Source organism: Nostoc sp. DSM 114161 (genome assembly GCF_052692665.1).
The window spans coordinates 4309423-4334789 of the sequence record NZ_CP195141.1 but is presented as its reverse complement, the minus strand read 5'-3'; the positions used below and the strand labels follow the sequence as shown (position 1 = coordinate 4334789).

At 40.4% G+C, this 25367-nt stretch carries 17 protein-coding genes and 1 tRNA gene; 10 read left to right on the top strand and 8 right to left on the bottom strand.

Going from position 1 to position 25367, the window contains the following annotated elements; all coding sequences use genetic code 11:
• Window positions 1–479: 479 nt before the first annotated feature.
• Window positions 480–1325: a DNA/RNA non-specific endonuclease gene (locus NSTC745_RS18770; RefSeq protein ID WP_445638490.1), complete on the top strand. Its 846-nt coding sequence runs from the start codon at window positions 480–482 to the stop codon at window positions 1323–1325.
• A gap of 84 nt (window positions 1326–1409) precedes the next feature.
• Here the strand turns inward: NSTC745_RS18770 and NSTC745_RS18765 are convergent, their stop codons facing one another.
• On the bottom strand, window positions 1410–1808 hold the full coding sequence (locus NSTC745_RS18765) for a nuclease A inhibitor family protein (RefSeq protein WP_445638489.1): 399 nt from the start codon (window positions 1806–1808) through the stop codon (window positions 1410–1412).
• An 81-nt stretch (window positions 1809–1889) separates the two neighbouring features.
• Between NSTC745_RS18765 and NSTC745_RS18760 the strand changes: the two genes are divergently transcribed.
• The 5 genes from NSTC745_RS18760 to NSTC745_RS18740 all read left to right on the top strand — a co-directional run bounded on the left by NSTC745_RS18760 (window position 1890) and on the right by NSTC745_RS18740 (window position 7887).
• Window positions 1890–2651: an alpha/beta fold hydrolase gene (locus tag NSTC745_RS18760; protein WP_445638488.1), complete on the top strand. Its 762-nt coding sequence runs from the start codon at window positions 1890–1892 to the stop codon at window positions 2649–2651.
• Window positions 2652–2711: 60 nt separating this feature from the next.
• Complete coding sequence (locus NSTC745_RS18755) at window positions 2712–3902, top strand: murein hydrolase activator EnvC family protein (protein ID WP_445638487.1); 1191 nt, start codon at window positions 2712–2714, stop codon at window positions 3900–3902.
• Between the two features lie 47 nt (window positions 3903–3949).
• Window positions 3950–4022 (top strand) — tRNA-Arg (locus tag NSTC745_RS18750).
• A 1555-nt stretch (window positions 4023–5577) separates the two neighbouring features.
• Complete coding sequence (locus NSTC745_RS18745; RefSeq protein ID WP_445638486.1) at window positions 5578–6801, top strand: MFS transporter; 1224 nt, start codon at window positions 5578–5580, stop codon at window positions 6799–6801.
• Between the two features lie 108 nt (window positions 6802–6909).
• Window positions 6910–7887 carry a hypothetical protein gene (locus NSTC745_RS18740; RefSeq protein WP_445638485.1) on the top strand — a complete coding sequence of 326 codons (978 nt, stop codon included), beginning with the start codon at window positions 6910–6912 and terminating at the stop codon, window positions 7885–7887.
• A gap of 220 nt (window positions 7888–8107) precedes the next feature.
• Here NSTC745_RS18740 and NSTC745_RS18735 read toward each other — a convergent pair whose 3' ends face one another.
• The 6 genes from NSTC745_RS18735 to psb34 form a co-directional block, all read right to left on the bottom strand.
• Window positions 8108–8893 carry a hypothetical protein gene (locus NSTC745_RS18735; protein ID WP_445638484.1) on the bottom strand — a complete coding sequence of 262 codons (786 nt, stop codon included), beginning with the start codon at window positions 8891–8893 and terminating at the stop codon, window positions 8108–8110.
• A 611-nt stretch (window positions 8894–9504) separates the two neighbouring features.
• Window positions 9505–12177 (bottom strand): beta strand repeat-containing protein, encoded by a 2673-nt coding sequence (locus tag NSTC745_RS18730; RefSeq protein WP_445638483.1) that lies wholly within the window; start codon window positions 12175–12177, stop codon window positions 9505–9507.
• 206 nt (window positions 12178–12383) lie between these two features.
• Complete coding sequence (locus tag NSTC745_RS18725; protein ID WP_445638482.1) at window positions 12384–12506, bottom strand: hypothetical protein; 123 nt, start codon at window positions 12504–12506, stop codon at window positions 12384–12386.
• A gap of 231 nt (window positions 12507–12737) precedes the next feature.
• Complete coding sequence (trmFO, locus tag NSTC745_RS18720; RefSeq protein WP_445638481.1) at window positions 12738–14060, bottom strand: FADH(2)-oxidizing methylenetetrahydrofolate--tRNA-(uracil(54)-C(5))-methyltransferase TrmFO; 1323 nt, start codon at window positions 14058–14060, stop codon at window positions 12738–12740.
• Between the two features lie 338 nt (window positions 14061–14398).
• The gene (locus NSTC745_RS18715) at window positions 14399–15460 is read right to left on the bottom strand and encodes an alpha/beta hydrolase (RefSeq protein ID WP_445638480.1); all 1062 of its coding nucleotides are present in this window, start codon (window positions 15458–15460) and stop codon (window positions 14399–14401) included.
• Between the two features lie 1048 nt (window positions 15461–16508).
• Entirely contained in the window at window positions 16509–16679 is a 171-nt protein-coding gene (gene psb34, locus NSTC745_RS18710; protein ID WP_445638479.1) for a photosystem II assembly protein Psb34, read from the bottom strand.
• Window positions 16680–16952: 273 nt separating this feature from the next.
• Here psb34 and NSTC745_RS18705 point away from each other — a divergent pair, with 273 nt between their 5' ends.
• Window positions 16953–17375, top strand: coding sequence for a hypothetical protein (locus tag NSTC745_RS18705; RefSeq protein WP_445638478.1), 423 nt, complete (start codon window positions 16953–16955; stop codon window positions 17373–17375).
• On the opposite strand, the gene NSTC745_RS18700 is transcribed toward NSTC745_RS18705, so the two are convergent.
• Window positions 17372–17575, bottom strand: coding sequence for a hypothetical protein (locus tag NSTC745_RS18700; protein ID WP_445638477.1), 204 nt, complete (start codon window positions 17573–17575; stop codon window positions 17372–17374). The two genes, NSTC745_RS18705 and NSTC745_RS18700, sit on opposite strands and share 4 nt — an antisense overlap.
• 152 nt (window positions 17576–17727) lie before the next feature.
• On the opposite strand from NSTC745_RS18700, the gene NSTC745_RS18695 reads away from it, so the two are divergent.
• The 3 genes from NSTC745_RS18695 to NSTC745_RS18685 all read left to right on the top strand — a co-directional run bounded on the left by NSTC745_RS18695 (window position 17728) and on the right by NSTC745_RS18685 (window position 24936).
• The gene (locus tag NSTC745_RS18695; protein WP_445638476.1) at window positions 17728–18330 is read left to right on the top strand and encodes a glutathione binding-like protein; all 603 of its coding nucleotides are present in this window, start codon (window positions 17728–17730) and stop codon (window positions 18328–18330) included.
• Between the two features lie 369 nt (window positions 18331–18699).
• Window positions 18700–20064 carry a cytochrome P450 gene (locus NSTC745_RS18690; protein ID WP_445638475.1) on the top strand — a complete coding sequence of 455 codons (1365 nt, stop codon included), beginning with the start codon at window positions 18700–18702 and terminating at the stop codon, window positions 20062–20064.
• A gap of 927 nt (window positions 20065–20991) precedes the next feature.
• Window positions 20992–24936 carry a beta strand repeat-containing protein gene (locus NSTC745_RS18685; RefSeq protein WP_445638474.1) on the top strand — a complete coding sequence of 1315 codons (3945 nt, stop codon included), beginning with the start codon at window positions 20992–20994 and terminating at the stop codon, window positions 24934–24936.
• The last annotated feature ends 431 nt before the right edge of the window (window positions 24937–25367 follow it).

The following is a 25367-nucleotide window of genomic DNA, read 5'->3' as shown; positions in this document are numbered from 1 at the left end:
ACGGAGGGAACCTCCGCAACGCACTGGCTCCCCTACAGATACTGAGATTTTTTCAGAAATCAAATTGGATTCCTATATATGTCTATTGCAATAATAGCTAAACTATAATTATTTTTTACCTAAGTAAGTTATTTACGGTCTTTAAATACAATGTAATTTATCAGTAAAAGTTGCAACTTACTTTTGTTTACAATAAAATTTTATATTTTTAAAATATTGAATTTTGCCAAAATATATTAATATACTTATTTTTATCAAATAATAGACCTGCTTTGAAAATCAAACGGTTGGTAGTGGTGAGGAAAAAGTGCATCTTGGCTTCTCAACTAAAGAGATAGATGTTGCAACAAACTATGGATTTGTGCCCATATTCTCAAATCAGCTTAATAATTTACAGTTTTTATGCTTTTTGTATCACTGAATACTTGATTTTAGAACATAAGCCTAAGAGACTAATTGTGTCTTTCAATACTAAAAGTATGAGTAAAACTAGGCTTTTTAAATTTCTGTTGCCTTGTGTAGCTGTAGCCCTACCTATAGCGCTCATTGCATATTTACGCCCAACGAAAGCACAATCATCGAGCGTGCATCTAAAATTAGGCAATCCAAGTAATGCAACAATAAACGTCTCATATCCAAACAACTATTTATTATTAAAATCCCAGTATGCACTCAGTTACAGCCGTGACAGAGGGACTCCAAATTGGGTGTCTTGGCAATTAAACTCGTCGTGGCTTGGTTCAACGCCAAGACAAGACGACTTCCGCGCTGATACCAGCCTCCCTACAGGATGGTATCGAGTAAGTGACTCTGATTATTCTGGTAGCGGGTTTGATAGAGGACATATGACACCTTCCGCTGACAGAACAAGAACAGTAACTGATAACTCTGCAACCTTCTTGATGACAAATATGGTGCCACAATCGCCAGATAATAATCAGGGACCCTGGGCTTCATTAGAAAACTATTTGAGAAGCTTAGTGAGCCAAGGTAAAGAACTATATATTATTTCTGGGCCCTACGGTATGGGTGGAACTGGCTCGAATGGCACTAGATATACAATTGCTAATGGCAGAGTTCAAGTTCCGAATAGAGTTTGGAAGATTGCTGTAGTCGTTAACCCCGGTACTGAAGCGTCTGGGATTACGAATAGCACGAGGGTTATCAGCGTTGATATGCCTAATAGCCAAGGCATAAGAAACAACGATTGGAGAACATATAGAGTCTCTGTTGATTCAATTGAACTCAAAACAGGCTACAATTTCTTATCTAATGTGTCTACATCTGTTCAATCTGCGATCGAATCTAAAGTTGACAATCTCTAGTTAAATTAAAGCTACATAGCTTTAATTTAATTGTTAATTCGTAATACTCGCGGCAGACAAGTATTACGAATTAACAATTAACTGCTAAGTTTCTACAACTTTAGTCGAAAGACCAGCTAAATCCCCGGATGATGTTTTGCCAAGAATGTAGACATCAATATTTATCGTACCTATGCGATAAACTTTGATTGCATTAAGGTTATTTTTAAGCGTCTGGACAAGGGTTTGAAATTTTTTGACATTCTGTTTCTGTTGTTCGTCGTGCCATTCTTTTTCATAGGCGCAATTCCGAAAGAAATAATCTAAACCTACTTCCTCAACCTGCGAATCTTGGGGATGGTTTGTTAATTGGAGTAATTTTTGAGTTGTGAGACTGTCAACTGGCCCAGTCCAGAAAACAACCTCAAAAGGGTATTCTGATTCACTCATCATTAACAAATCAGCAGAAGATTGTTTTAAAATTCCAGCTATTTTGTTAGTCATTCGCTTTTAGTTGTTGATAACTTTTTACGGTGATGTAAGGTAGAAGATAAGCACACATTAGAAAACTTACCTGAAATCGCTATGAGTCTTTTTTGTCTAGTTCATGGTGCTTTCCAAGGCGCTTGGTGTTGGGATTTGCTAATTCCTTACTTAGAAGCGCAAGGTCACAAAACCGTAGCAATGGATTTGCCGATTGAAGATGCATCTGCAAGTTTATCGCAGTTCGCGGATGTAGTATTGCAAACGCTTCCAAAAACTGATGATGATATTGTGCTGGTTGGTCACTCAATGGCTGGTACGGTGATTCCCCTTGTGGCAGAAGCCCATCAAGTACGTGAATTGGTATTCCTTACCGCCCTGATTCCATGCCCAGGAACCAGTACCATTGACCAATTTTCTCATCATCTCGATTCTGATAGCCTCAAATCATTAAATTACGAACTAAAAGATTTACGTCAACTCGAACAATTTAATGATGAACCTTATATGTTTAATCCAGTTTCTATTGGTAGAGACTTTGAAGATGAAGCCGTATTAATGGAAATTTTCTATCAAGATTGTCTACCAGATGTAATGCGCTGGGCGCTTTCAAAAAGGCGTTCTCAGCAATCAATGGCATATATTTATGAAGTCAATCCTTTGAAGGCTTTACCAAATGTAGATTATAAATATATTTTTTGTACTGACGATTTGATAATATCTACTGCATGGTCGCGCTACACTGCACGCAAGCGCTTGGGAGTTGATGCCATAGAACTGGCTGGAGGACATTGCCCACATTTATCTCGTCCTGCCGATCTGGCCTCAGTATTAACTAACGATCGCCCTAGTAGAGTGAATTAATCAGATTTTGGGAATAATCCTCATAGTGTATGAAAGCATCGTTTTGGTTAGTCTCACACTATGAGAGCGCGATTTCTAGAAAAAAACCAGATTTTTTGGGGTTTATCTGTTGTATTTAGCTGTATTTGTTGGGTTTGTCTGGCTTTGATTCCAGTACACGCCAATTCTACAGAGTCTATTGATATGCTACGCCAACAACAGCAACAAATGAACCAGCAGCATCGGAGTGTGGTCAACGAACGCGATCGCTTAACAAATCTTCAACAACAAGCGCAACAAAACCTAACTGGTTTAAAGCAAAATCTACAAACCACCGATAGCTATATTCAAGAGAGTGAATCGCGATTGCAACTTGCTAACCAACGCTTGCAACAGTTGGAAAATGATTTAGCTGTAGCCCAACGTTCTTATGAAACTCGTCAAGTAGCAACAGTAGCACGATTGCGCTATCTCCAGCGATCGCCAGCGAGTCAAGGATGGGCTGTTTTGCTGGAAAGTCAAAATATCAGCGACTTTATCAGTCGCCGCCATCAATTGAAGTTAGTTTATCAAGCAGACCAACAAATTTTGGTAAAACTCAACGCCCAAGCAAACTCTATAAATCAGCAAAAAACTCAAGTAGAGGAGCAAAAAAACGAAATTGCTTTGATTCGCGAACAACTATTAGCACAAAAAGCCGATTATCAAACCCAGGCCCAATCACAATCAGAATTGATTCAACGCCTCAATAGCGATCGCCTCGCCTTAGAAGCAGCGCAAAATCAGCTAGAAAGAGAATCCCAAAATTTGGAAGTCTTAATTCAGCAAAAGGTAGCAGAAGCAGCGCAAGCAAAAACCAACAGCCGCACAACCATCAAGATTCAAGGAACTGGGGTTTTTGCTTATCCCAGCGATGCTGCTACTAGCAGTCCCTTTGGCTGGCGGATGCACCCAGTTCTCGGCTATCGTCGCTTTCACGCCGGCCTGGATTTTGCTGCTAGCTACGGCAGTACAATTCGGGCAGCGGATTCGGGAAGAGTGATTTTTGCTGGATGGTATGGTGGTTATGGCAGAGCCGTAATTATCGACCACGGCAATGGCATTACCACACTCTACGGACATACCAGCGAGTTGTATGTTAGTGATGGACAAGCAGTGGAACGAGGACAAGCGATCGCTGCTGTTGGTTCCACAGGTTTATCGACTGGGCCCCACCTCCACTTTGAAGTCCGCCGTAATGGTTCGCCCGTTAATCCAGCCGATTATCTTTAATACGAGAGCAAATGCGATCGCATCTGTGCTATAATGCAGAAGACTAAGGGCGCGTGGCTCAGTGGATAGAGCAACAGATTCCGGTTCTGTGGGTCGGGGGTTCAAATCCCTCCGCGCTCGTTGAAATTAAGAAAAGTACAAATAATCGTAGGGGCGCAACATGTTGTGCCCCTAAATCTTACTATTTGTCATGCTTGTTTGGCTAGTTCCGAATCATCAGCGAACAGGACGAGCGGACAAGAGAAGAAACCCATATCTAGAGTCAAAAATTTGTAATACGCATTACTACATTCGATTGTACCTGGTACTTTTAATCATATCTGTGGCGAAAACTCACAGTTTGGGCTTTCTCAAACAACCAGGAGAATAAGAGTAATTTAAAGCTTTGGAAGCCTGAGGCACTATTTTTAAAACATCCTCTTAGCTTTGCTTTATCCATTTTTGATTTAATTAAGCCAGGTAAACAGTAAAATCTCTCAAACGCTCAAATAAAAAGTCGGGGAGTTTTATAACTATGAGTTGTTTCGGACGATCTGGAAAAAGGGCAGCCCATAAAAACCGCTTAACGAAAGCTTAAATAAACAACGGATTTCCCAGAAAGTGAAGTACGCAAAATCAGTCTCAAAGTCAAGGATAAAGCCTGTTTGAATTCTGGCTTCTGTCGGCTTATGCTCTGGAAAGCTTGAATTCACTAATTGTGCTGGATGTTATTGTTTCTATAACAAGCTGTTAACCCAAATGATAAATTAACTGAATCTGCCTGTAGCTATCGTGTAACTTGAAAAGCTGTTTTGATGAGTAGTCATCACTCCAGCTAATCTGTTTCAAGAAATTATTGCTATTGATTATTCTTCGATCGAAAACTTTTCCAGTAATTCAATATGTATTAAACAACAACACTTATGCTACAGACTGTAGTTTAAATTACATCGGTTAACCATTATGAATAAAAAAAATCACAAATCTACTATCTAGATTTTGCAAAATGTATTATTATGACTTCGTAGCTTATAGATTTTACAGGTAGAGCGTCCTGTAATATAGGAACCTTGCGTCAAGCAATAAGGTTCTTGGCATGTTAAATGCCAAAATTTTTAGTTGAAGTTAATTTGTATTCTTTTCCTGGTTTCGTTTTCTGTTAATCTAATATTGTTTCAGTTGTGTCAAACTATCTTAAAACACTATTTTGTATAAACTTCCCATATAATTCACGCCTTTCCTCATTCTTATTTTCATTTATCTGTATACCTTTCTTCAAGAATTGGTAATAAGCTTAATTGGTAATAAGCTCTAATAGCTTGTTACTAATTAGGCAGATCAGTTAGAGGTTTCGTACATACTTCAGCTTAATATAAATACATAAGCCCAAACATCATTCTTACTTTAAGCAAAATTAAACTAAATGACATACAAAGATTTAGAAGACATCATAGACGCGAAGATACAAAAAGCTATACGGAAGCACGAGATAATAGTTGCTTGCATTAGTAGTATTATTGGTTTGATTTTTATAGTAGGTTTGTTCCACGCAATTTGGCTCAACCACGTTCAGATTCGACAAATTTGGTTGAATTGATTATCGTTTGGCTTGAATGAGTCTCGTTCGACAAGCGTTCCCTGATGTCAAGAAAACTAATTAAAGTTACAGATATTTTTATCAAAGGGAATTGCACCTATGGAGAATAAAAATAATGGCAAAGCTATATTTGTCTTATTTTTGACTGTATTTATAGACTTACTTGGCTTTGGAATAATCCTGCCGATACTGCCTTTATACGCTCAAGAATTTGGCGCAAATCCAAATGAAGCCACTCTACTTGTAGCTATTTATTCTTTAATGCAGTTCCTATTTGCACCATTATGGGGTGGTTTTAGCGATCGCTACGGTCGCCGTCCGATTTTATTACTCACTTTATCAGGTTCTGTAATTGCATACATAGGGTTAGGTATTGCCAACTCATTATGGATGTTGTTTATTGCTCGTGGTTTTGCCGGGATGATGGCAGGGAATATTGCCACTGCTCAGGCCTACATAGCAGATATTACCACTCCAGCGAATCGAGCTCGTGGTATGGGCGCGATCGGAGCGGCTTTTGGTCTTGGTTTTATTCTCGGCCCGGCTATTGGAGGTATTCTCACAGGTTCCGATCCCAACAGTGCCAACTTTCATCTACCGTCCTTATTCGCAGGTGGATTATCTTTATTAGCATTGCTTTGTGCTTTGATATTACTTCCAGAATCCCTAAATTCTGAGAGCAAAGCTAAAATCCAAGCTCATCAATACCATCAGCCAAAGTTCAATTGGCTAGAACTATCTAGGCGTCCACAGTTGTCTATCCTCATTGGTATCTACTTTTTAGTGACCTTTGCTGTTGCGGCTATGGACTCTACATTGGCTTTATGGTCTAAACAAGAATTAAATTGGGGCCCTCAACAAACTAGCTATCTTTTTGCCTTCATGGGGATTGTAAGTACAGTCATTCAAGGAGGACTTATCGGATTCCTCAAAAAACATTTGGGTGAAATCAAGTTACTTTTTTTGGGAATATTTGGATTAGGTTTAGGGTTACTACTAATTGGATTCTCACAAAGCTTAATTTTCTTGTTAATTGCCATCATACTTGTGGCGTCGGGAATTAGTATCAGCCAGCCAATATTGACCAGCTTGATCTCTCAGATGACAGCCCCAGAAGAACAAGGACAAATATTAGGAATTGCCAGTTCTTCTTCTGCATTAGCCCGCATCGGCGGCCCTACCTGGGCAGGAGCTAGCTTTATGAAATTTGGAAGTTCGGCTCCTTTCTTGAGTGGTTCGTTAGTAATTCTGTTAGCTTTGACTTTGAGTTTGCGAGTAACTAAAAGTGTATCTCAACCAAAAGTAGAACGTGTCGCTAGGTAAGAATTTTGAATTCTGAAGGTTTTGATACCCAAGCTAAATAATTCTTGCTAACAGTCTGGTACTCAAGTCTTTTAATCCCAAATCTAAAATCTAAAATCTAAAATTAGTATGACTGGTCGCCGAATATTGTTTATAGGCATCTTTATCAGTATTCTTCTCACCTACGGAATTTGGGTGGGTGGGAGCATTCCTGCAAGCATCATCAAACTTCCCGACCAAGGATTAAACTGGTACTACTGGAAGCTTCCCAACCCAACTTTTTGGAGTCGAGTCACGGCTTGGGGTATGTATCTTGGGCATCAGTTTAGCATCTGGGGGTGTATCTGGTGGGCGCAGCAAACGCGGCTGAAATACAAATCAGCCTTGCACCCAATTAATTACTTGATGCTTGGTATTAATCTTACATTTATAGCTTTGCATTTTCTCCAAACATATATTTGGTACGATGCTCTGGCTCAAGATACTTCAATTTGGGCTTCCCAAGGCGCAGTCGTACTTCTATTAGTCTTGGTACTGATTTTAGAAACACCTCGACGCGGTTTATTTTTTGGTAATCCTGTCCCATTTCATCGACAGTTTTTGGAAATTATCAAGCTGTACCACGGCTACTTTTTCTCCTTTGCCGCTATCTACACCTTTTGGTACCATCCAATGGAAGCGACTTCGGGGCACTTAATTGGATTTCTCTATATGTTTTTGCTGCTGCTCCAATCATCGTTGATTTTTAACCGCACCCATGTCAACCGTTGGTGGACATTTAGTTTGGAAATTATGGTGCTGTTACACAGTGTAGTTGTGTCTTGGATGCTGGGACAGAGCAAATGGCCAACATTTCTTTTTGGTTTTATTGGCATTTTGGTAATTACCCAACTCCACGGTTTACCTGTGGGTATTTGGACTAAACGCATTATCTACGCAGCTTTTTTAGTGAGTGTACTAGCGGTTTATACATTAACTGAACGCGGCTTAGGCAGAATTTACGAAGTAACCTATATTCCTTTGATTGAGTTTGGGCTAGTTGGTGTGATTTACTTTATGTTCGTGTCGTTCTTATGGGCAATTTCTCGTTTACCTGTCAAGACGTAATAAGTAGGATGTGTTATGCCGTAGGCTAACCTTGAATTATTGAGGGTGCGTTACGCTACGCGACAACGCACCCTACTAAATTCTTACAGCAATTTGCAGTTGAATAGACCACAGTAGGGGCGCAACAATGTTGTGCCCTTACGAGAATTTAGTATTCAAGCATGTATTCCATCCAAATGAAAAGCGCTGTAAATTAAAGCTATTTCAACTTGTGGGAGCATTAACTTCGTTGGCGTAGCCTCAAAACGCCACCGGAAACACCAAAAATTAATATTGCCAAGGTATAAGTTGGTTCGGGAACTCCAATAATGCTGACCTTATTGATAGCCAAACCTTGTTCGGGGAAAGAACTACTAAAAACGAGCCGTGAGATGTTTGCTTCATCACTACGAACGCCCAAGAAAAGTGCGGAATTATCCAACAGCAGTGAGGAAGTGCCTTGGGCCGAGAAAGTACCTAAAAGATTATCGTTAATATCATAGGCTGAGACAAATGCATCGAATGTAAAGCGATCGTCTACAGCTATCTGAGTCCCAGCGCCAAAAACAGGCTTATCAAAAGTAATGGTGAAAGGCCCGCCGTTACCATCGGTGGGAAAAGAAGCATTAGGCCCAAAACCTGTTACGTCTATACCTCCGAAGAGAACATAGTCACCGTTGGCGAAGTTAGTCCGAATACCAGGAAAAGGTGAAGTTTGAAAGACAAATGGTTTGGTAATTAAAGGATTATCACTTGGAGCTATATTTACATCCAACCCCAAACCACCTTCGGATGTTGCTGAAAAGGAGTTAGGTAAAAGACCAGAAATCTCATTAGTGATGGGATTGAATTGGAATACTTTACCTAAACTTACCCAATCAACTTCATCATTACCTCCAAAAGTAGTGCGATCTGTTACTAAAAATGTAGCTGCTTTAACTGGTAACGAAAAAAGAGTTATTAAAGCTGTAATTGCTGGTAAATATTTGACTGGAAACTTCAATAATTGATTCAATTTAACTGCCACTAGGCTTACTCCTCAATTTTTGATATTAAAATGAGCAAAACAGTATTGTCTCTAACTTAGACTTGTTTTTTAATATACACAAAATTTAAATTTATAGTAATGAATTTATCTTACAGAATATAGTGAAAATATTGAAGTTTTATATAAAATCAAAAGTTACAGCAAATAAGAGGTTGATAAAGTATATCAGCGTTCCCTGCTCTACATATTTTAGTGCAGCCTGATAACTGCCGTGCAATTTTCTTGGATTAACTTGTAAAGATGAGGATTTTTTTAAGTAATTCAACTACACTACTTTATCCACTTTATACAGATGCGATGAATCCCATGTGTATTTGCTTGAATCTGTAAATAAGTGAAAGCTGGGTAAATTGTGACCAGTAATACTAAGTAATTGTGTTGCAAAAACTTTTTGAAGTTTGGGCGATGAAAGTTGAGACAATTCATACTTTCTAGCCAAGCGTCTTTTTTTGCAACACAACTTTTAGCCTGTAATACAAACACAATTACTCATGTTTGTAGGACTTTCAATTTGATATTGATAAAGTACTAACCAGTACTTTTGAACAAGAAGCTTTAACTTGCGATCGCCTCGCCAACGATATCACTTTTTAGACCAATTCAATACTGATATTGGGTGAAACGTTTTCCAAGAAGGCGAATTGAGTTCCCAGGAAAGACAAATTACCGCTAGAGGTATCGTAGAAAAAGTCAGCAAGGCTATTAGTACCAAACCCTACTTTAGAAATTTGGATTTTATCGCTCTGGCCAAAGTTGTAATCTTTGATTGTGTCAAGACCGTCGCTGATACTGGCAAAGAAAAACTTATCTGCACCAAAGCCACCTACGAGACTATCGTTACCTTTGCCACCGGAGAGAGTGTCATTACCCAAGCCACCAGAGATAGTGTCATTGCCATCATTGCCGAACAATTTGTTATTTTGTCCGTCGCCAGCAATGCTGTCACTGGCGTTTGTGCCTGTAACATTGTCAAAGTTGATTACAGTAAATGGCAATGTCCCCAAATCAGGAACGTTATTGGCAGCCAAGCTTTGATTTTGCAAGTCAACAGTGATAAAAACTCCAGGCAAAGATGCAGATGCATCTATGGTGTTGTTGGCAACGCTAGCATTAGCAACAATAGTTTCGACTTTAAAGAGTTTGTCTTGTCCGAATCCGCCAGCTTTTGTAATTGTGCCAACACCTGAGAGAGTAATGCTTTTACCTAGCTTGCTGTAATCTGCGGTATCAATGCCATCGCCACCATCGATGCTGTCGTTACCCTTGCTGCCCCTGAAGGCGTCATCGCCTGCACCACCTGTTAAGTTGTCACTGCCATCTCCACCATCAATTAAGTCGTCACCACCTCTACCATCAATGGTGTCATTACCAGCGTTACCGAATAATTGGTTAGCTTGTCCATCGCCAGCAATGCTGTCAGCAATATTTGTGCCTTTAACATTGTCAAAGTTGACCACATTAAATGTTAATGTCCCCAAGCCAGGAACGTTATTGGCAGAGATAGTTTGGGCTTCTAAGTCAGCAGTAGCAGATACTCCAGGCAAAGAACCAGATGCATCTATGGTGTTGTTGGCAACACTAGCATCAGCAATAACTGTTTCTACTTTAAATACTTGGTCTGTACCAAATCCACCAGACTTAGTAACTGTGCCCACACCTGAGAGGGTAATGGTTTTACCTAGCTTGCTGTAGTCTGCGGTATCAATGCCATCACCGCCATTAATGCTATCGTTACCACGACTGGCCTTAAATATGTCGTTGCCGCCATTGCCAGACAATTGGTTACTTTGGTTGTCGCCAGCAATGATGTCGCTGGCATTGGTGCCGATGACATTATCAAAGTTGACTACATTAAAAGTTAATGTCCCCAAACCAGGAACGTTATTAGCAGAGATACTTTGAGCTTGCAAGTTAACGTTGATGAATACCCCTGGTAAAGAGCCAGATGCATCTATGGTGTTGTTCGCAACACTGGCATCAGCAATAACCTTTTCGACTTTAAAGAGTTCGTCTTGTCCGAGTCCGCCACCTTTTGTAACTGTGCCAACACCTGAGAGGGTAATGCTTTGACCTAGCTTGCCGTAGTCTACAGTGTCAGTACCATCCCCACCATCAATGCTGTCGTTACCCTGGCCGCCTTTGAAGGTGTCATTGCCGGTACCACCTGCTAAATCGTCATTGCCATCTCCACCATCAATGAGGTCGTTACCACCTCTACCATCAATGGTGTCATTGCCAGCGTTGCCAAATAATTGGTTCTTTTGTCCATCGCCTTTAATGCTGTCAGCGACATTTGTGCCGATGACATTATCAAAGTTGACTACATTAAAAGTTAATGTCCCCAAACCAGGAACGTTATTAGCAGAGATAGTTTGGGCTTGCAGGTCAGCAGTGGCGGATACTCCAGGCAAAGAGCCAGATGCATCTATGGTGTTGTTGGCAGCACTGGCATCAGCAATAACTGTTTCTACCTTAAATACTTGGTCTTGTCCGAGTGCGCCAGCTTTTGTAATTGTGCCAACACCTGAGAGGGTAATGGTTTTACCCAACTTGCTGTAATCTGCGGTATCAATACCATCCCCACCATTGATGCTGTCGTTACCTTGGCCGCCTTTGAAGGTGTCATTGCCACTACCACCTGCTAGGTCGTCATTACCGTCTCCACCATCAATGAGGTCGTTACCACCTCTACCATCGATGGTGTCATTGCCGGCCTTACCAAATAATTGGTTAGCTTGTCCATCGCCTTTAATGCTGTCAGCGACATTTGTGCCGATAACATTGTCAAAGTTGACTACATTAAACGTTAATGTCCCCAAACCAGGAACATTGTTGGCAGAGATACTTTGGGCTTCTAGGTCAGCAGTGGCGGACACTCCAGGCAAAGAGCCAGATGCATCTATGGTGTTGTTGGCAACATCGGCATCAGCAATAACTGTTTCTACCTTAAATACTTGGTCTTGTCCGAGTCCGCCAGCTTTTGTAATTGTGCCCACACCTGACAGTGTGATGCTTTTATTCAAGTAACTATAGTCTGCTACGTCAGTACCATCACCACCATTAATGCTGTCATTTCCTTGACTAGCCCGAAAGATGTCGTTGCCACCATTACCAAACAGTGTGTCATTACCTTGTCCACCATCGATGAGGTCATTTCCCTCACCACCAGAGATATTATCATTACCTCCAACACCAAAAATTTGATCGTCACCAATAGTGCCCGACAAAAAATCATTGTTGGGAGTACCAGCAATAGTCGCCATAATATATACCTTTGAGGTTTGACGGATCGAATATATTCAATCAATGTAATACTCGCATATTACAATCAAAAAAGGAATTAATTTCTGGTTAAAAATACTTAAATAACAGTAAATATATCTCTGATAATTTAAAGATTTAGTAAAGCTGCACTCTCTAACACCAAAAAACCTACGGTTTTTACTTAGATAAATTTGAAAAATGGTTGTTATACATCTGCCACATTGTTGTTTGAATACGAATTTGAATCATGATTGCGACAGATAGTGTCTATACTAAGTGCTGGTGGTGCTGCGATCGCACTAAATATCCCATCCGGTTGAAGGCTCACAGCACAACTGCCGTATAGTTACTGGGCTTGGGGATTAACGATTACTGTGTTGTTTGGGGCGATCGCTCAATTTTCAAGGCAGCAGAGAATTTGTTGGTAGTAGGTAGAGATGGATAATTCTTGGTGCGATCGCCTAATCGATTCAGCACACTACGAGGCAAAGATAATCATAGGGACGCCAAGCTTAGCGTCCCTACACGTTTACTTTATTTATCTGAAATACGTTGTAAATCAACAGTCAACGCTATTTGCCTTCCAATTTGCTAAGTCAGCTAAAGAGCGATCGCGATAACGTCCATAACGCTCTTGTTTATTTTTGATTTTCACACCCAGTTCCGGAAAAATTCCAAAGTTGGGCGGCATTGGTTGGAAGTGTTTGGGCGAAGCAGAACTGATAAATTCAAATAACGCCCCCATCATTGTTGTTGCTGGTAAAGTCAAGGGTTCTTTGCCCAAAGCCAACCGTGCTGCATTAATTCCCGCCAAGCAACCGCCAGCTGCGGCTGCGGTGTAGCCTTCTGTACCAATTAACTGCCCAGCTGCTAGCAAAGTTGGACGCCCCTTAAATTGCAGAGTCGGATGCATCAACTGAGGAGCATTAATAAAGGTATTGCGGTGCATCACTCCCAACCGCACAAACTCGGCTTTTTCCAAACCAGGAATTAGCTGGAATATGCGCTTTTGTTCGCCCCAGCGTAAATTAGTTTGGAATCCTACCATGTTCCAAAGTTGGCCGGCTTTATCTTCTTGCCGTAACTGTACTACAGCATAGGGGCGTTCGTCGGTGCGACTATCCGATAAACCCACTGGCTTAAGCGGGCCATAACGCATGGTGTCCTCTCCCCGCTGTGCTAGTTCTTCAATGGGTAAACAGGCTTCAAAAAATTTCGCTGTTTCCCGTTCAAAATCCTTGAGTTCTGTTTGTTCGGCTTTGCAGAGTTCTTCTCGGAACCTCAAATACTGCTCTTTATTCATTGGACAGTTGAGATAAGCAGCTTCACCTTTGTCATAACGCGATGCCATAAAGGCAATGTCACGGTTAATGGAGTCTCCGACGATAATCGGGCTAGCCGCATCAAAAAAGCTGAGGTATTCCATGCCTGTAAAGCGGCGCAAATCTTCTGCCAAATCGGGACTGGTTAAAGGCCCGGTTGCCAAAACTACAATTCCTTCGGGAATAGCTTGGACTTCACCCCGACGGAATTCAATTAAAGGGTGAGTGGATAGAGTTTGAGTTAAGTCTTGGCCAAATTGTCCCCTGTCTACAGCTAGCGCCCCACCGGCAGGAACGGCGTGTTCATCAGCTTTTTGAATGACAATAGAACCAAGCTGACGTAATTCTTCGTGCAACAATCCGGCGGCGCGATCGCTTGCCATTGCCCCAAAGGAATTACTACATACTAATTCTGCCAGATGTTCTGTGTGGTGTGCAGGACTAAAGCGTTTTGGACGCATTTCATATAAAATCACCGGCACTCCAGCCTGGGCTATTTGCCAAGCTGCTTCTGTCCCAGCTAATCCACCTCCAATTACTTGTATCGGTTGTTTTTCCATAGTTATATTTTCCAGTTGACCCAACTATATTAAGTCATCAATTAAAATCAATGGGATTTTGAATTTTGCATAGTGGAGTATTAATTCTAGCAGCAATTAGCATACCCTTCAGACAGGGAGCAGGGAACAGCTTTAAAAGCGTACCCGAATATTGGATTTTAAGCACCATTATTTATTTATAAAAATAAAATATTTGAAAAATTATGCTAATTTCCCCGTTGCCTGTTGCCCCAATCTTATTTTAAAAATTAAATGAAATAAAAGCGATCGCTTGCCAGTTAATCAACCAAGCGATCGCTGTTTAGGAAAATAAAAGTTGTATCTTTTATTTGAGTGTCTTAGTTATCCTTATTTTCAACAAAGCGATCGCTCCATCGACCAGCTACTTTGTACCAGTCATATGCATTTAAATGTAGATTCACAGAGTGCCCTGCATCTTGCTGGACATACACCCGCAATCGCGCTTGAGGCGAAAAGAATTGCTTTTCAAATGCCGCCACATTTTCTCGACTACAGATTTTATCAGAGCAGAAAAGATTATCTTTTTGTCCAATTACTAGCAAAACTGGAACGCGAATTTTTTTTGAAATCTCAGAAGTAACAGCTGGGAAAAATGTTGCTGCTTCGCCAGTTGTCAATGTCTGTTTAAGTTCTTCATCTTTATTGATGACTTTTGTATCGGCATTGGGCTGATTGTAAAGCAACTGCCCTCGCGTTCCTGGTAAAGTCGTCAGATAACCATTTGGCAAGTCCTTGTCTTTAAAACGTGAGTCCGATTGTGCTGGATATACAAAGTTAGGCAAGCTTTGTAATTCTGGAGTCAACTTGTGCAAAAATCCAGAAATAATTACCCCATCTACACCGCCATACTGACTCGCCTGTTCGATGACAACAACAGATCCAAAGGAATGGCCTACATTGATAATGTGCTTAAATTTCACATTATTGATTTTGCCTTCCCGTAACCCTTGATTTACTTGATTCAGTACAAAAGCATTAGATTGCACAGTCACCTGATCTGCTCGCGGACGAGAACTATTACCTATTCCAATTCTGTCAATATTAAATGTGGCATAACCAGCTTTTGTCAGAGCCTTAACATAAGAGTAACGCTCTTTTTGGTATGGGAAATCCCAATAATTGCGGTCGTATGTAATACCTGAAACTAATACATGAACAGTTTTTTGTTTAAGCGACTTTTGCCCGCAAAGTTCGCCATAAATTCGATATTGTTTTGTTACTCCAGGTGCAAGGGCTACAGGTAAGTAAGTTTTAGAACAATATACTGTAGAATCAACAGATTCTGATTTTGCTGTTTCAGTTGTAAAAGTTTGCAAAAGTAATACAGAAGCTCCGATTAAAGTCAGGAGACCTTGACGAAAAAATCCTTTCACTTTCATAATATGCCTCAATGGTGAATTTAATTCTCTTGAAAATTGGAGTTAACTAGTTGTGTTACTACACAAATAATTTTGTTAAATTTGCTGCTCGATAGACTTGGATAAACTACGATGGATGCAGCTTCCGCAGAAGTCTTAGCTGGTATTACAGCTGAAATAGAGGCATAAATAGCTGGCAAGGTAGCAGCTTTTGTAAGGAGTTTCTGTATTGTCAATCTATCTTAGATTTCAAAAATCAAATGAGCGATCGCCCACAACATAAGATGTTGTAGACTTACTACATCCGAGAAAGGAAGTTGCACAACAATGAAATTAATTGCCGCAAGCTATTGTTGAGTTGTGGGTGAATTTTGCAAGTTGCTAAATCATCCCACTTTATATACAATCCCTAAGAAAGATATTACATATCTGCAATACAGAACAATACATTTCTGTCTATCGTAACAGTGTCTAACATTGGTGATTCAAAGAAAATTCCTTCTTTACATCTGTTATATTTTTTAGATAATTTATTACTTAAAGGTAACAATAGCAGGTTTTGAGCAAAGAAGTATGTGCTTCTCAAAAGATCCCACTTTTATTACTTTTCTTACTTTTATTCCAGACTGTATTGGATCTTCGCAGAGAATCTTCAATCAACGAAATGGCTTTTTGCAAAGCTTTAATTATCAATAACTAATAAATTAACTTCATGAATTAATACAGAAATTTACTTTGATTTTGAAATTATTTGTGTAATTAGGGAGACAACAGAAAGCAGAGAGTAGAATTATACTCATTTGTTTTAGAAACCAAATATTATTCCTATAGTAAAGCTAGTGTTTGATAACAGACTGAAATAACATTTTCAACATCCCAAAATTTATCATCGTTCTAGAGGGACGATCGCTCTGTTCATTTACAAGCGAGGAAACTTGAGCATTGTTGCGATCGCTCCCCAAGTAGAGAAAACTTGAGCAATCCCCCAAACAAAAAACCCCGGCGTTAACTACCGAGGGCGATCGATCTTTTTTGTCAATGGCAGATACCGATACCGAAGTTAAAAATCTTAACTAACCGCAAAAGCAACCCAAACTAGAGCAGTAACAAACATAGTTGCAATTGCACCTTGTACAACGTAATTACGTTGTTCCCAAACTGCTGGGTACTCAGCGCAGTATACCTGGGGTTCAGTGGGGTAGTTGTTGAGAACGCCGTCTTCATTAACTGTGGTGTACATAGTTTTTTTATTGCTTTTTTATTAATTTATGTAAACTAATATAACAATATTGTTACAATTGGTCAACAGGACTTGACATAAAAAGGCTAATAGCAGTGATAAAAATCGCTTATCAGGAATGCATAATAGACTTGTTGCAGAAGTAGGGGAAAGGGGAAAAGGTTAAAGGGTAAAGGTTTTTTCTTACCCCTTTTCCCTTTCCCCAGCCCTCGCAAGCGCATTTTTGGGTTGGCAGACTACTAGCGGAAGTTTTCAACGAGGTCAACAAAATAAATGAATAAGATGGGATTGGTAGTTGCAGCAGTTGTTATCATGTCACCTTTGACTTTAGCTGTAAAAAATGTGCAAGCTGTGAACGAGCAAGTAAAAATAACTAAAAGTAATCAACCAGAACAGTCTGTGCAAAAAACTTTTACAAGCCTGATAAATGCCGTCGAACAAAACAATTACACTCAGTTTATATCTCAAGGAAATGCTACTTTTAAAGAAGGCATTACAAAGCAAACATTTACACAAGTTAGTGGACAGTTGGCTCCTCGCCTCAAAAAAGGGTATTCGGCAGTTTTCTTAGGAAATCTGAAGCAGCAAGGTTATCAAGTTTATTTATGGAAACTGACATTTGTTGATGGCAGTGATGATGTCTTAGCTAGACTTAGCCTCAAAGATGGAAAAATAGGTGGATTTTGGCTGAATTAATCGATGAGTGATGAAGGGCGATCGCTCTTGTAGAGAATTATTGCTTCAGGGTAACCTTGCTGTTCATAAGAATCTATAAACTGACGACCACGATTAGCACATATGTAATGTGTGTTTACCAGATTTTTTACCATTCTTACGGATATGAGTTGATACACACCTTGGACATTCCATAGCGATCGCTCAAATTCATACTTCAATTATGCAACGCTGTATAAAGCCGATATTTATCAACAATCGACTCGATCTGGCGTTGGCATCGAGCGTATTATCTCTCTGTTGGTGAATATCGTTATTTATTAATCAAAGGTACACTACCCTCGGAAATTGAGAATATTCTAGGGTAAAGCACATGATCGATCTCTACACCTTCACCACGCCCAATGGACGTAAAGCTTCCGTTATGTTGGAAGAAGTCGGATTGCCCTACAATGTCTACAAAATTGATATTACTAAACAAGAGCAATTTACACCTGAATATATCGCCATCAATCCCAATAGTAAAATTCCCGCCATTGTCGATGGAGAGACTGGAATTAAAGTCTTTGAGTCGGGGGCAATTCTAATTTATTTAGCCGAAAAAACCGATAAACTCTTACCTAAAGACCAAAAAAGCCGTTTTCAAGTCCTAGAGTGGCTGATGTTCCAAATGGCGGGTGTCGGGCCGATGTTTGGACAACTCAATCACTTTAAACGCTTTGCCCCGGAAAAAATTCCTTATGCCATCGAACGTTACGAAAAGGAAACGTTACGCATTTATGGTGTTTTGGATAAACAACTCCAAGACAATGAATTTATCTGTGGTGACTATTCTATTGCCGATATTGCGACTTATCCTTGGGTAGCGATTTATGAATTTCAAGGTTTAACACTCGACAATTACCCAAATCTCCAACGCTGGGTAGAGACAGTGCAGCAACGTCCAGCCGTGCAACGCGGAATGCAAGTCCCTTAACTATAACTATCCAACCCGTTCTCATAACCAAGGGTACTCATAAGTTATTCAGCACCTAATTTGCAGTGTAAACCGCAGGAGAGCAGAAAAGAGAAATTGACTTTCTCTAAATTAATAATCTGCAAGTTAAATGCCTAATAGCTTACTGCTAGAAAACAAATTTAACGGTTTTTATTAGCAATCAAAACACCTTTGAGTATCAGCAGCGATCGCATCAATCGCCGATTTATGGATCGCACAAAACGGCAGGACTGTTTTATTCTTTAAAACAGATAAAGCTGAAGGTGTCACAAATAACTATGCGATCGCTGTTACAATTCTAACTTTAGCCAATCAGATGACAACGCAAGATTCAAAAATAAACTTTCTATGAAATTACCTAATGAACCTCGCTCACCATTTTTGCTACAAACTCTATCCACTATCCTCAATCCTACTAAGTTCCTTGAATCATGCGCCCAACTTTATGGAGAAACCTTTAGTCTGCGACTACTTGGACATAATTCTCCACCTATAGTATTTTTTAGCAACCCTCAAACTATTGGGACGATTTTTGTCACGGAAGCTGCAAAATTGGAGTTAGGCAAAATAACCCATGTTTTTCAACCTCTAACAGGGCCAGAATCTTTAATTATGCAGGATGGAAAGCGACACCAACGAACGCGCCAGTTGCTAATGCCTGCAATGCATGGAGAGCTTAATAGCTATAGTCAATTAATTGTTGAACTTGTTTTACAAGCGATGGAAAATTGGCATCCGGGATTGCGCCTTTCTATTCGTGATTGGATGTCAGAAATCTCCTTACAAATAATCTTACGGGTAGTATTTGGACTCAATAATGGAGAGAGGTACGAACAACTCAAACAACTAATTGAACCTTTTTTAGAGTACGTAAACTCGCCGTTGAACTCTATACAGTTTTTTTGGACACCTTTACAGCAAGATTTAGGAAAATGGAGTCCTTGGGGTAAATTTTTGCGGCAACAACAGCAAATTGATGCCTTGATTTATGCTGAAATTGAGTCACGCCGCCAACACTTTGATAAAAATGTTTTTCATGGGAAGAGTACAGGCAAAGATATCCTATCGTTGCTAATATCTGCCCATGATGAGAACGGCGAATCAATGACTGATAGTGAATTACGCGATCAGTTACTTACGCTGCTATTTCTTGGACACGATACTACCGCTTCGGCATTGGCTTGGGCTTTTTATTGGATTTATTCGCAACCATCAATATTGCAAAAATTATCTAATGAATTAGACACTCTCCATCCATCCAATCTATTAGAAATCACCCAGCTTCCTTACCTCACTGCTGTCTGCAAAGAATCGCTACGGATTTACCCCATCGCGCTTATCTCTCAACCTCGTGTGGTGGCACAGACAGTAAAAATAGAGGATTATGAGTTTGAGCCTGGAGCAATATTAATACCTTGTATTTACTTGGCGCATCGCCGTCCAGAAGTTTATCCACAACCACATTTATTTAAGCCAGAGCGTTTTCTCAACCGTAAGTTCTCACCATATGAATATTTACCCTTCGGAGGTGGTAGCCGCAGTTGTATCGGTATGGGATTGTCAATGTTAGAGATGAAGCTAATTATCGCAACTGTACTATCACACTACGAATTGACGCTTTTAGATAAACGTCCAGCTAAACCTGTGCGCCGTGGTATTACTATTGTTCCCTCTGGTGAGTGTCAAATGGTAGTGAAAGCTCAAAGGCGCTAAACGAATGGCAAACAAACGCATCTGAATAAACCTGAGTTCGGGATAAGGGAAGAAGCGGATAGTAAGCTGAAAATAACAACAAATCGAGCAACCTGCCCTATGTTTAGTATCGTAACAGTTCCAATTGCGAACTCTGTAGTTAGCTTTGGTTTTCGTTGCCAGTTTGATGCTGGAGAGGGAACAGGTAATAAGTATAATTTACATTCTTACTATTCAGCAACAACACCCTTTGGCTTTCAAAATATAAAGCATATACAAAGTTGAGTACTGATGTATAGATTTATTAGCAATTAATATAAAGAATATGCAAAGATATTTGTCTAAATCCAGAAATGTAAGTAAATATTCTATATTAAGTTAGTATGATGTTATCTGAGATATTTACTATTTGTCAGCCAAATACCTAAGGGCGTTGGCGTTCGCGCAGCGTCTCGTAGAGAAGACTGCTGAAGGCATCGCCCAAAAAAGGTATTGAGATTATTGCTCCTATCCCTGTCAAGTGTTCCCTATTTTCAAACTAGTACGACTTAGCCATTGAACCAACCAAATTATTAACTTTTGGTTTGGGGAATTGTAGCTTGGTTTTTGAAGCTTGTTCAGTAATGTCTACGCTAAATGCTTGCCAATACAACTAATGGAGGATGGTTGAAACAACTGTGAAAGTAGTTGTTTTTGTGAATCTACATCCTCACAAATTTGTACGCTGCTTAAGACGTAGATAGTCCTCAATAGTTGGATAAATACTACTTGCAAGCAACTCAAAAGGAGATTTGTCATCGAAAATTTGTAATTTTCCGTAATTTTCCAATGTGATATAAGGTATGCCGAAACATGATGCTTTCGGCGAAATTTTGTGCGCTCAAACAGCATTCACAGCAACTTAAGAACTTAATTTACCCTAAGAAATCGATTCAGGTAGGAAAAATTATGTCAAATATCATTGGAACCAACGCAAACGATACCCTATATGGTACTAGCGACGCCGACACAATCAATGGCAAAGCTGGGAATGATGTCATTAATGGTCAGGGAGGCAAAGACACCTTAACAGGTGGGGGCGGTAAGGATACATTTGTTTACGATAACTACTTTATCTATAGTACTGATGAGACTGATATTATTACTGATTTTGGTGGTGTAGGTAAAGGAACAAACCCAACAGCATCAGTCATTGCTGAAGTTGATACCATCCAATTTTATGGGGAAGGATTGACTGCACGAAATATGGTACTTACCCAAAATGGCACAAACTTAGAAATTACCTTTGAAGGGGGAGTTTTAGCGCCAATTACTAAAAAAGTCATCTTGCAAAACTTCAAACTAGAAGATTTGGATAACTTGAAAGCTTCTGGTAGTAGGCCAGCTATTGGCAATATTATCTTTGATGGGCAAACTACCATTACCGATAGCTTTAATGTTCTAGATGCCAATTCTACCGATACGAGCATCGGCATCAAGAACACAGTCACCTTTCTCAATGACCTAGACAACAACATTACAGGTTTAGACAACTCAGATGATGTCATTAATGGTCAGGGAGGTAATGACAAAATCGATGGCTTAAGTGGCAACGACTTGCTACGTGGTGGTACGGGGAATGATACTCTCATTGGCGGTCTGGGAAATGACACCCTCGTTGAGGTTACTGGCAATAACTCCCTTGTTGGTGGTGCTGGTGACGATACCTTAAAAGTTGACTCTTCAACAGGCAATAACACCCTCAATGGTGGCGCTGGTAACGATATATTGAGCGCTGAGGGTTCACAAGGTAATAACTTACTTTTTGGCGGGGATGGCAATGATATTCTTGACGCGTCTTACTTGAGTAGTGACTACGGATATAGCTATATTGCAACCTTAGGCAATAACACCCTCTACGGTGGCGCTGGTGACGATACTTTAGCTGCTGTGACTTCAAAAGGCAATAGATTCCTTTCTGGGGACGATGGCAACGATCGCCTCTCAGTCTCTGGCTTTGATGCTTATAGATCGTACTATAGTTTTAGCTCCTCAGGTGATAATACCCTCAACGGTGGCGCTGGTAACGATACACTGCTTGCTGAGTATTCAACAGGCAATAACCTACTCTCTGGTGGCGATGGCAATGATTTACTCTCGGTCTCTGGCTATGTCATCGGAACCAGTGCTGGAGATTTTTACGATCCCACCTCAGGTAATAACACCCTCAACGGTGGTGCTGGTAACGATACACTGCTTGCTGAGTATTCAACAGGTAATAACCTACTCTCTGGTGGCGATGGCAATGATTCGTTTTATCTAAATACTTTACCTGCTGATACTTTAGCAATTCAAACAGTAGATGGAGGAAAGGATGACGATTTGTTGTCTGTCGATGGCAGCATTGCTAGCCAAGGAATTACTTCGACATACAATGCCACTGCTAATACTGGAGTAATTACAGCGGGCAAATATCAAGTTAACTACAAAAATATCGAACGATTAAATATCTTAGGTACAGAGTTCAATGACAACATTTTGGGGAGCAATGGCAACGATACACTCTCCACAGGCAATGGTGGCAAAGATACGATAGATGGAGGTAAGGGTGACGATGTAGTGTCTGCTGATTATAGCAATGCTACAGCAAAAATCACGACTACATTCAATACCACTACTAATACTGGCTCAATTACCGCAGGCACTTATCAGGTTAGCTACAAGAATATCGAACGATTAAATATCTCAGGTACAGCCTACGATGACAAGATTGTGGGCAACAATGGCAATGATACGCTCTCTACAGGCGGTGCTGGCAAAGACACAATAGATGGCGGTCAAGGTGACGATGTACTGTCAGTCAATTACTATAGTGATACAACAGGTATTACAACGACTTACAATGCCACTACTAACACTGGAGTAATTACGGCAGGTAATAATCGGGTTAGTTACAAGAATATCGAACGATTAAATATCTTTGGTACAGCCTTCGATGACAAGATTGTGGGCAACAATGGCAACGATACGCTCTTTGGAGGCTATGACGGTAATGATACGATTATTGGCGGTGCAGGTAATGATGTCCTAAAAGGTGGGAAGGGTAACGACACCTTAACTGGTGGTTCCGGCAATGATAAATTTGTTTACGACTTGTTAGAGAGCTACTATGACATCGGTACTGACATAATCACGGATTTCGATGCCTCCTTAGACACTTTGGAATTTATAGATAACAGTAGCTTCCGTTTATTTAGTGCTCAAAATCTGCAATTAACTAAAAACGGTAACAATTTAGAAATTACCTTTGAGGATTTATCTAATAACAATACTCGCAAAGTCATTCTCCAAAATTTCCAACTAGAAAACCTCGGTAGTGAGAATATCCTGTTTACTGGACAAACCGGCATCAGCAACAGTATTGATGTGTTTGATGCTAATTCCACTCAAACTACCCTGTTGAACAAAAACACTGTTACCTTCCTCAATGACCTCAACAACAACGTTACAGGTTTTGACAACTCCAATGATGTGGTGAATGGTCAGGGGGGTGACGATATCATCAACGGCTTAAGTGGTAACGATCTTTTGAGGGGTAATGCCGGAAATGATACTCTCATTGGCGGTGCTGGTAATGATACTCTCATTGGCGGTGCGGGAAACAATAGCCTTGATGGTGGTATTGGTGACGATGTATTCAGTGCTAAAGGTTCAACAGGCAATAATACTCTCAATGGAGGCGCAGGTAACGATACATTGACTGCTGTGGCTTCAACAGGCAATAACCTGCTCTTTGGCGGCGATGGCAATGATTTTCTAGACATCTCTGGCGCTGACTACCCTGACGGTGACTACTTCCCCTCCGACTCTCGCACTTTAGGCAATAACACACTCAATGGAGGTGCAGGTGACGATACATTGAGTGCTAGCGGTTCAAAAGGCAGTAATCTGCTCCTTGGGGGCGATGGCAATGATTCTCTAACCATCTTTGGCAGGTACTCCAACCAATATTACCCCACCTCCGACTCTCGCACTTTAGGCAATAACACTCTCAATGGAGGTGCTGGTAACGATACATTGAGTGCTGGCGGTTCAAAAGGTAATAACCTGCTTATTGGGGGCGATGGCAATGATTATCTTGACATCACTGGCGACTACAGCTACTACGCCTCCTATGATTACTCCGACTCTCGCCCCTCTGGTAATAATACCCTAGAAGGAGGTGCTGGTGACGATCGCTTGAGCGTTAGCAGTTCAACAGGCGATAATCTCCTCTCTGGGGGCGATGGCAATGATTCCTTCGATGTAATCACTAATTCCGTAGATACTGACTTACCTGATTTAGTGATTCAAACAGTAGATGGGGGTAATGGTAATGATTCGTTGTTCACCATTTACAACTCTACTGCTGGGGGAATTACCTCGACATTCAATGCTACTACTAACACTGGCTCAATTACAGTGGGTATGTATCGGGTTAACTACAATAATCTCGAACAATTAAATATCTCAGGTACGGGCAATAATGACTCGATTGTTGGGAGCAATGGCAATGATACCCTTAATGGTGGAAACGGTAATGATAGCCTTTCTGGAGGAGCTGGCACTGATACCTTTGGTTTCTATAATTACAATGGGGGTATTGACACTATTTATGACTTCAACGCTACTAATGAACTAATCCAGATATATGGTTATAGTTTTGGTGGCGGCTTATCAATTGGCTCACTTCAAGCGAGTCAGTTTACCATTGGAACATCTGCAAGTACTAGCGAGCAGCGATTTATTTATAACTCGACTACAGGTGCATTGTTCTTTGACCAAGATGGTAGTGCAGCTGCGTTTAGTAAGATACAATTTGCACAATTATCTGCTGGCTTGTCATTAACTAACAACAATTTTGTAGTTGTTTAAAGGTTGCTAGGGTTCAATTACTGCACGGCAAGCAACATCAATAATCTTAACAATGCGAGGTACAATTCCATATACCTCGCATTGCATTTATTTATGCATATTTATTTTCATCATGCTGTAGCTATAGGCAATCGTAGTAAATCTTAAGTAGGGTGGGTTACGGTTTTAGCCTAACGCACCGTGTTTGATAGCGGTGCGTTAGGCGCTTATCTCATTATAGTCAAGCGTACCAATCATTTATCAGTATAGTTTCGTTATTTAGTAGTAAACAAGGATTAACCGTTGGGCTACAACCAATGAATAATAAGCAAACCAGCGAAATCACCACTTAACATCGTCTGTTGCCTATTTTATCCCAAGCGTGCAAGCACGCAATTAAAAAACGAGGATTACCAAAGTTTTCAATGGTTAAATCTGTATCAAACTTTTTA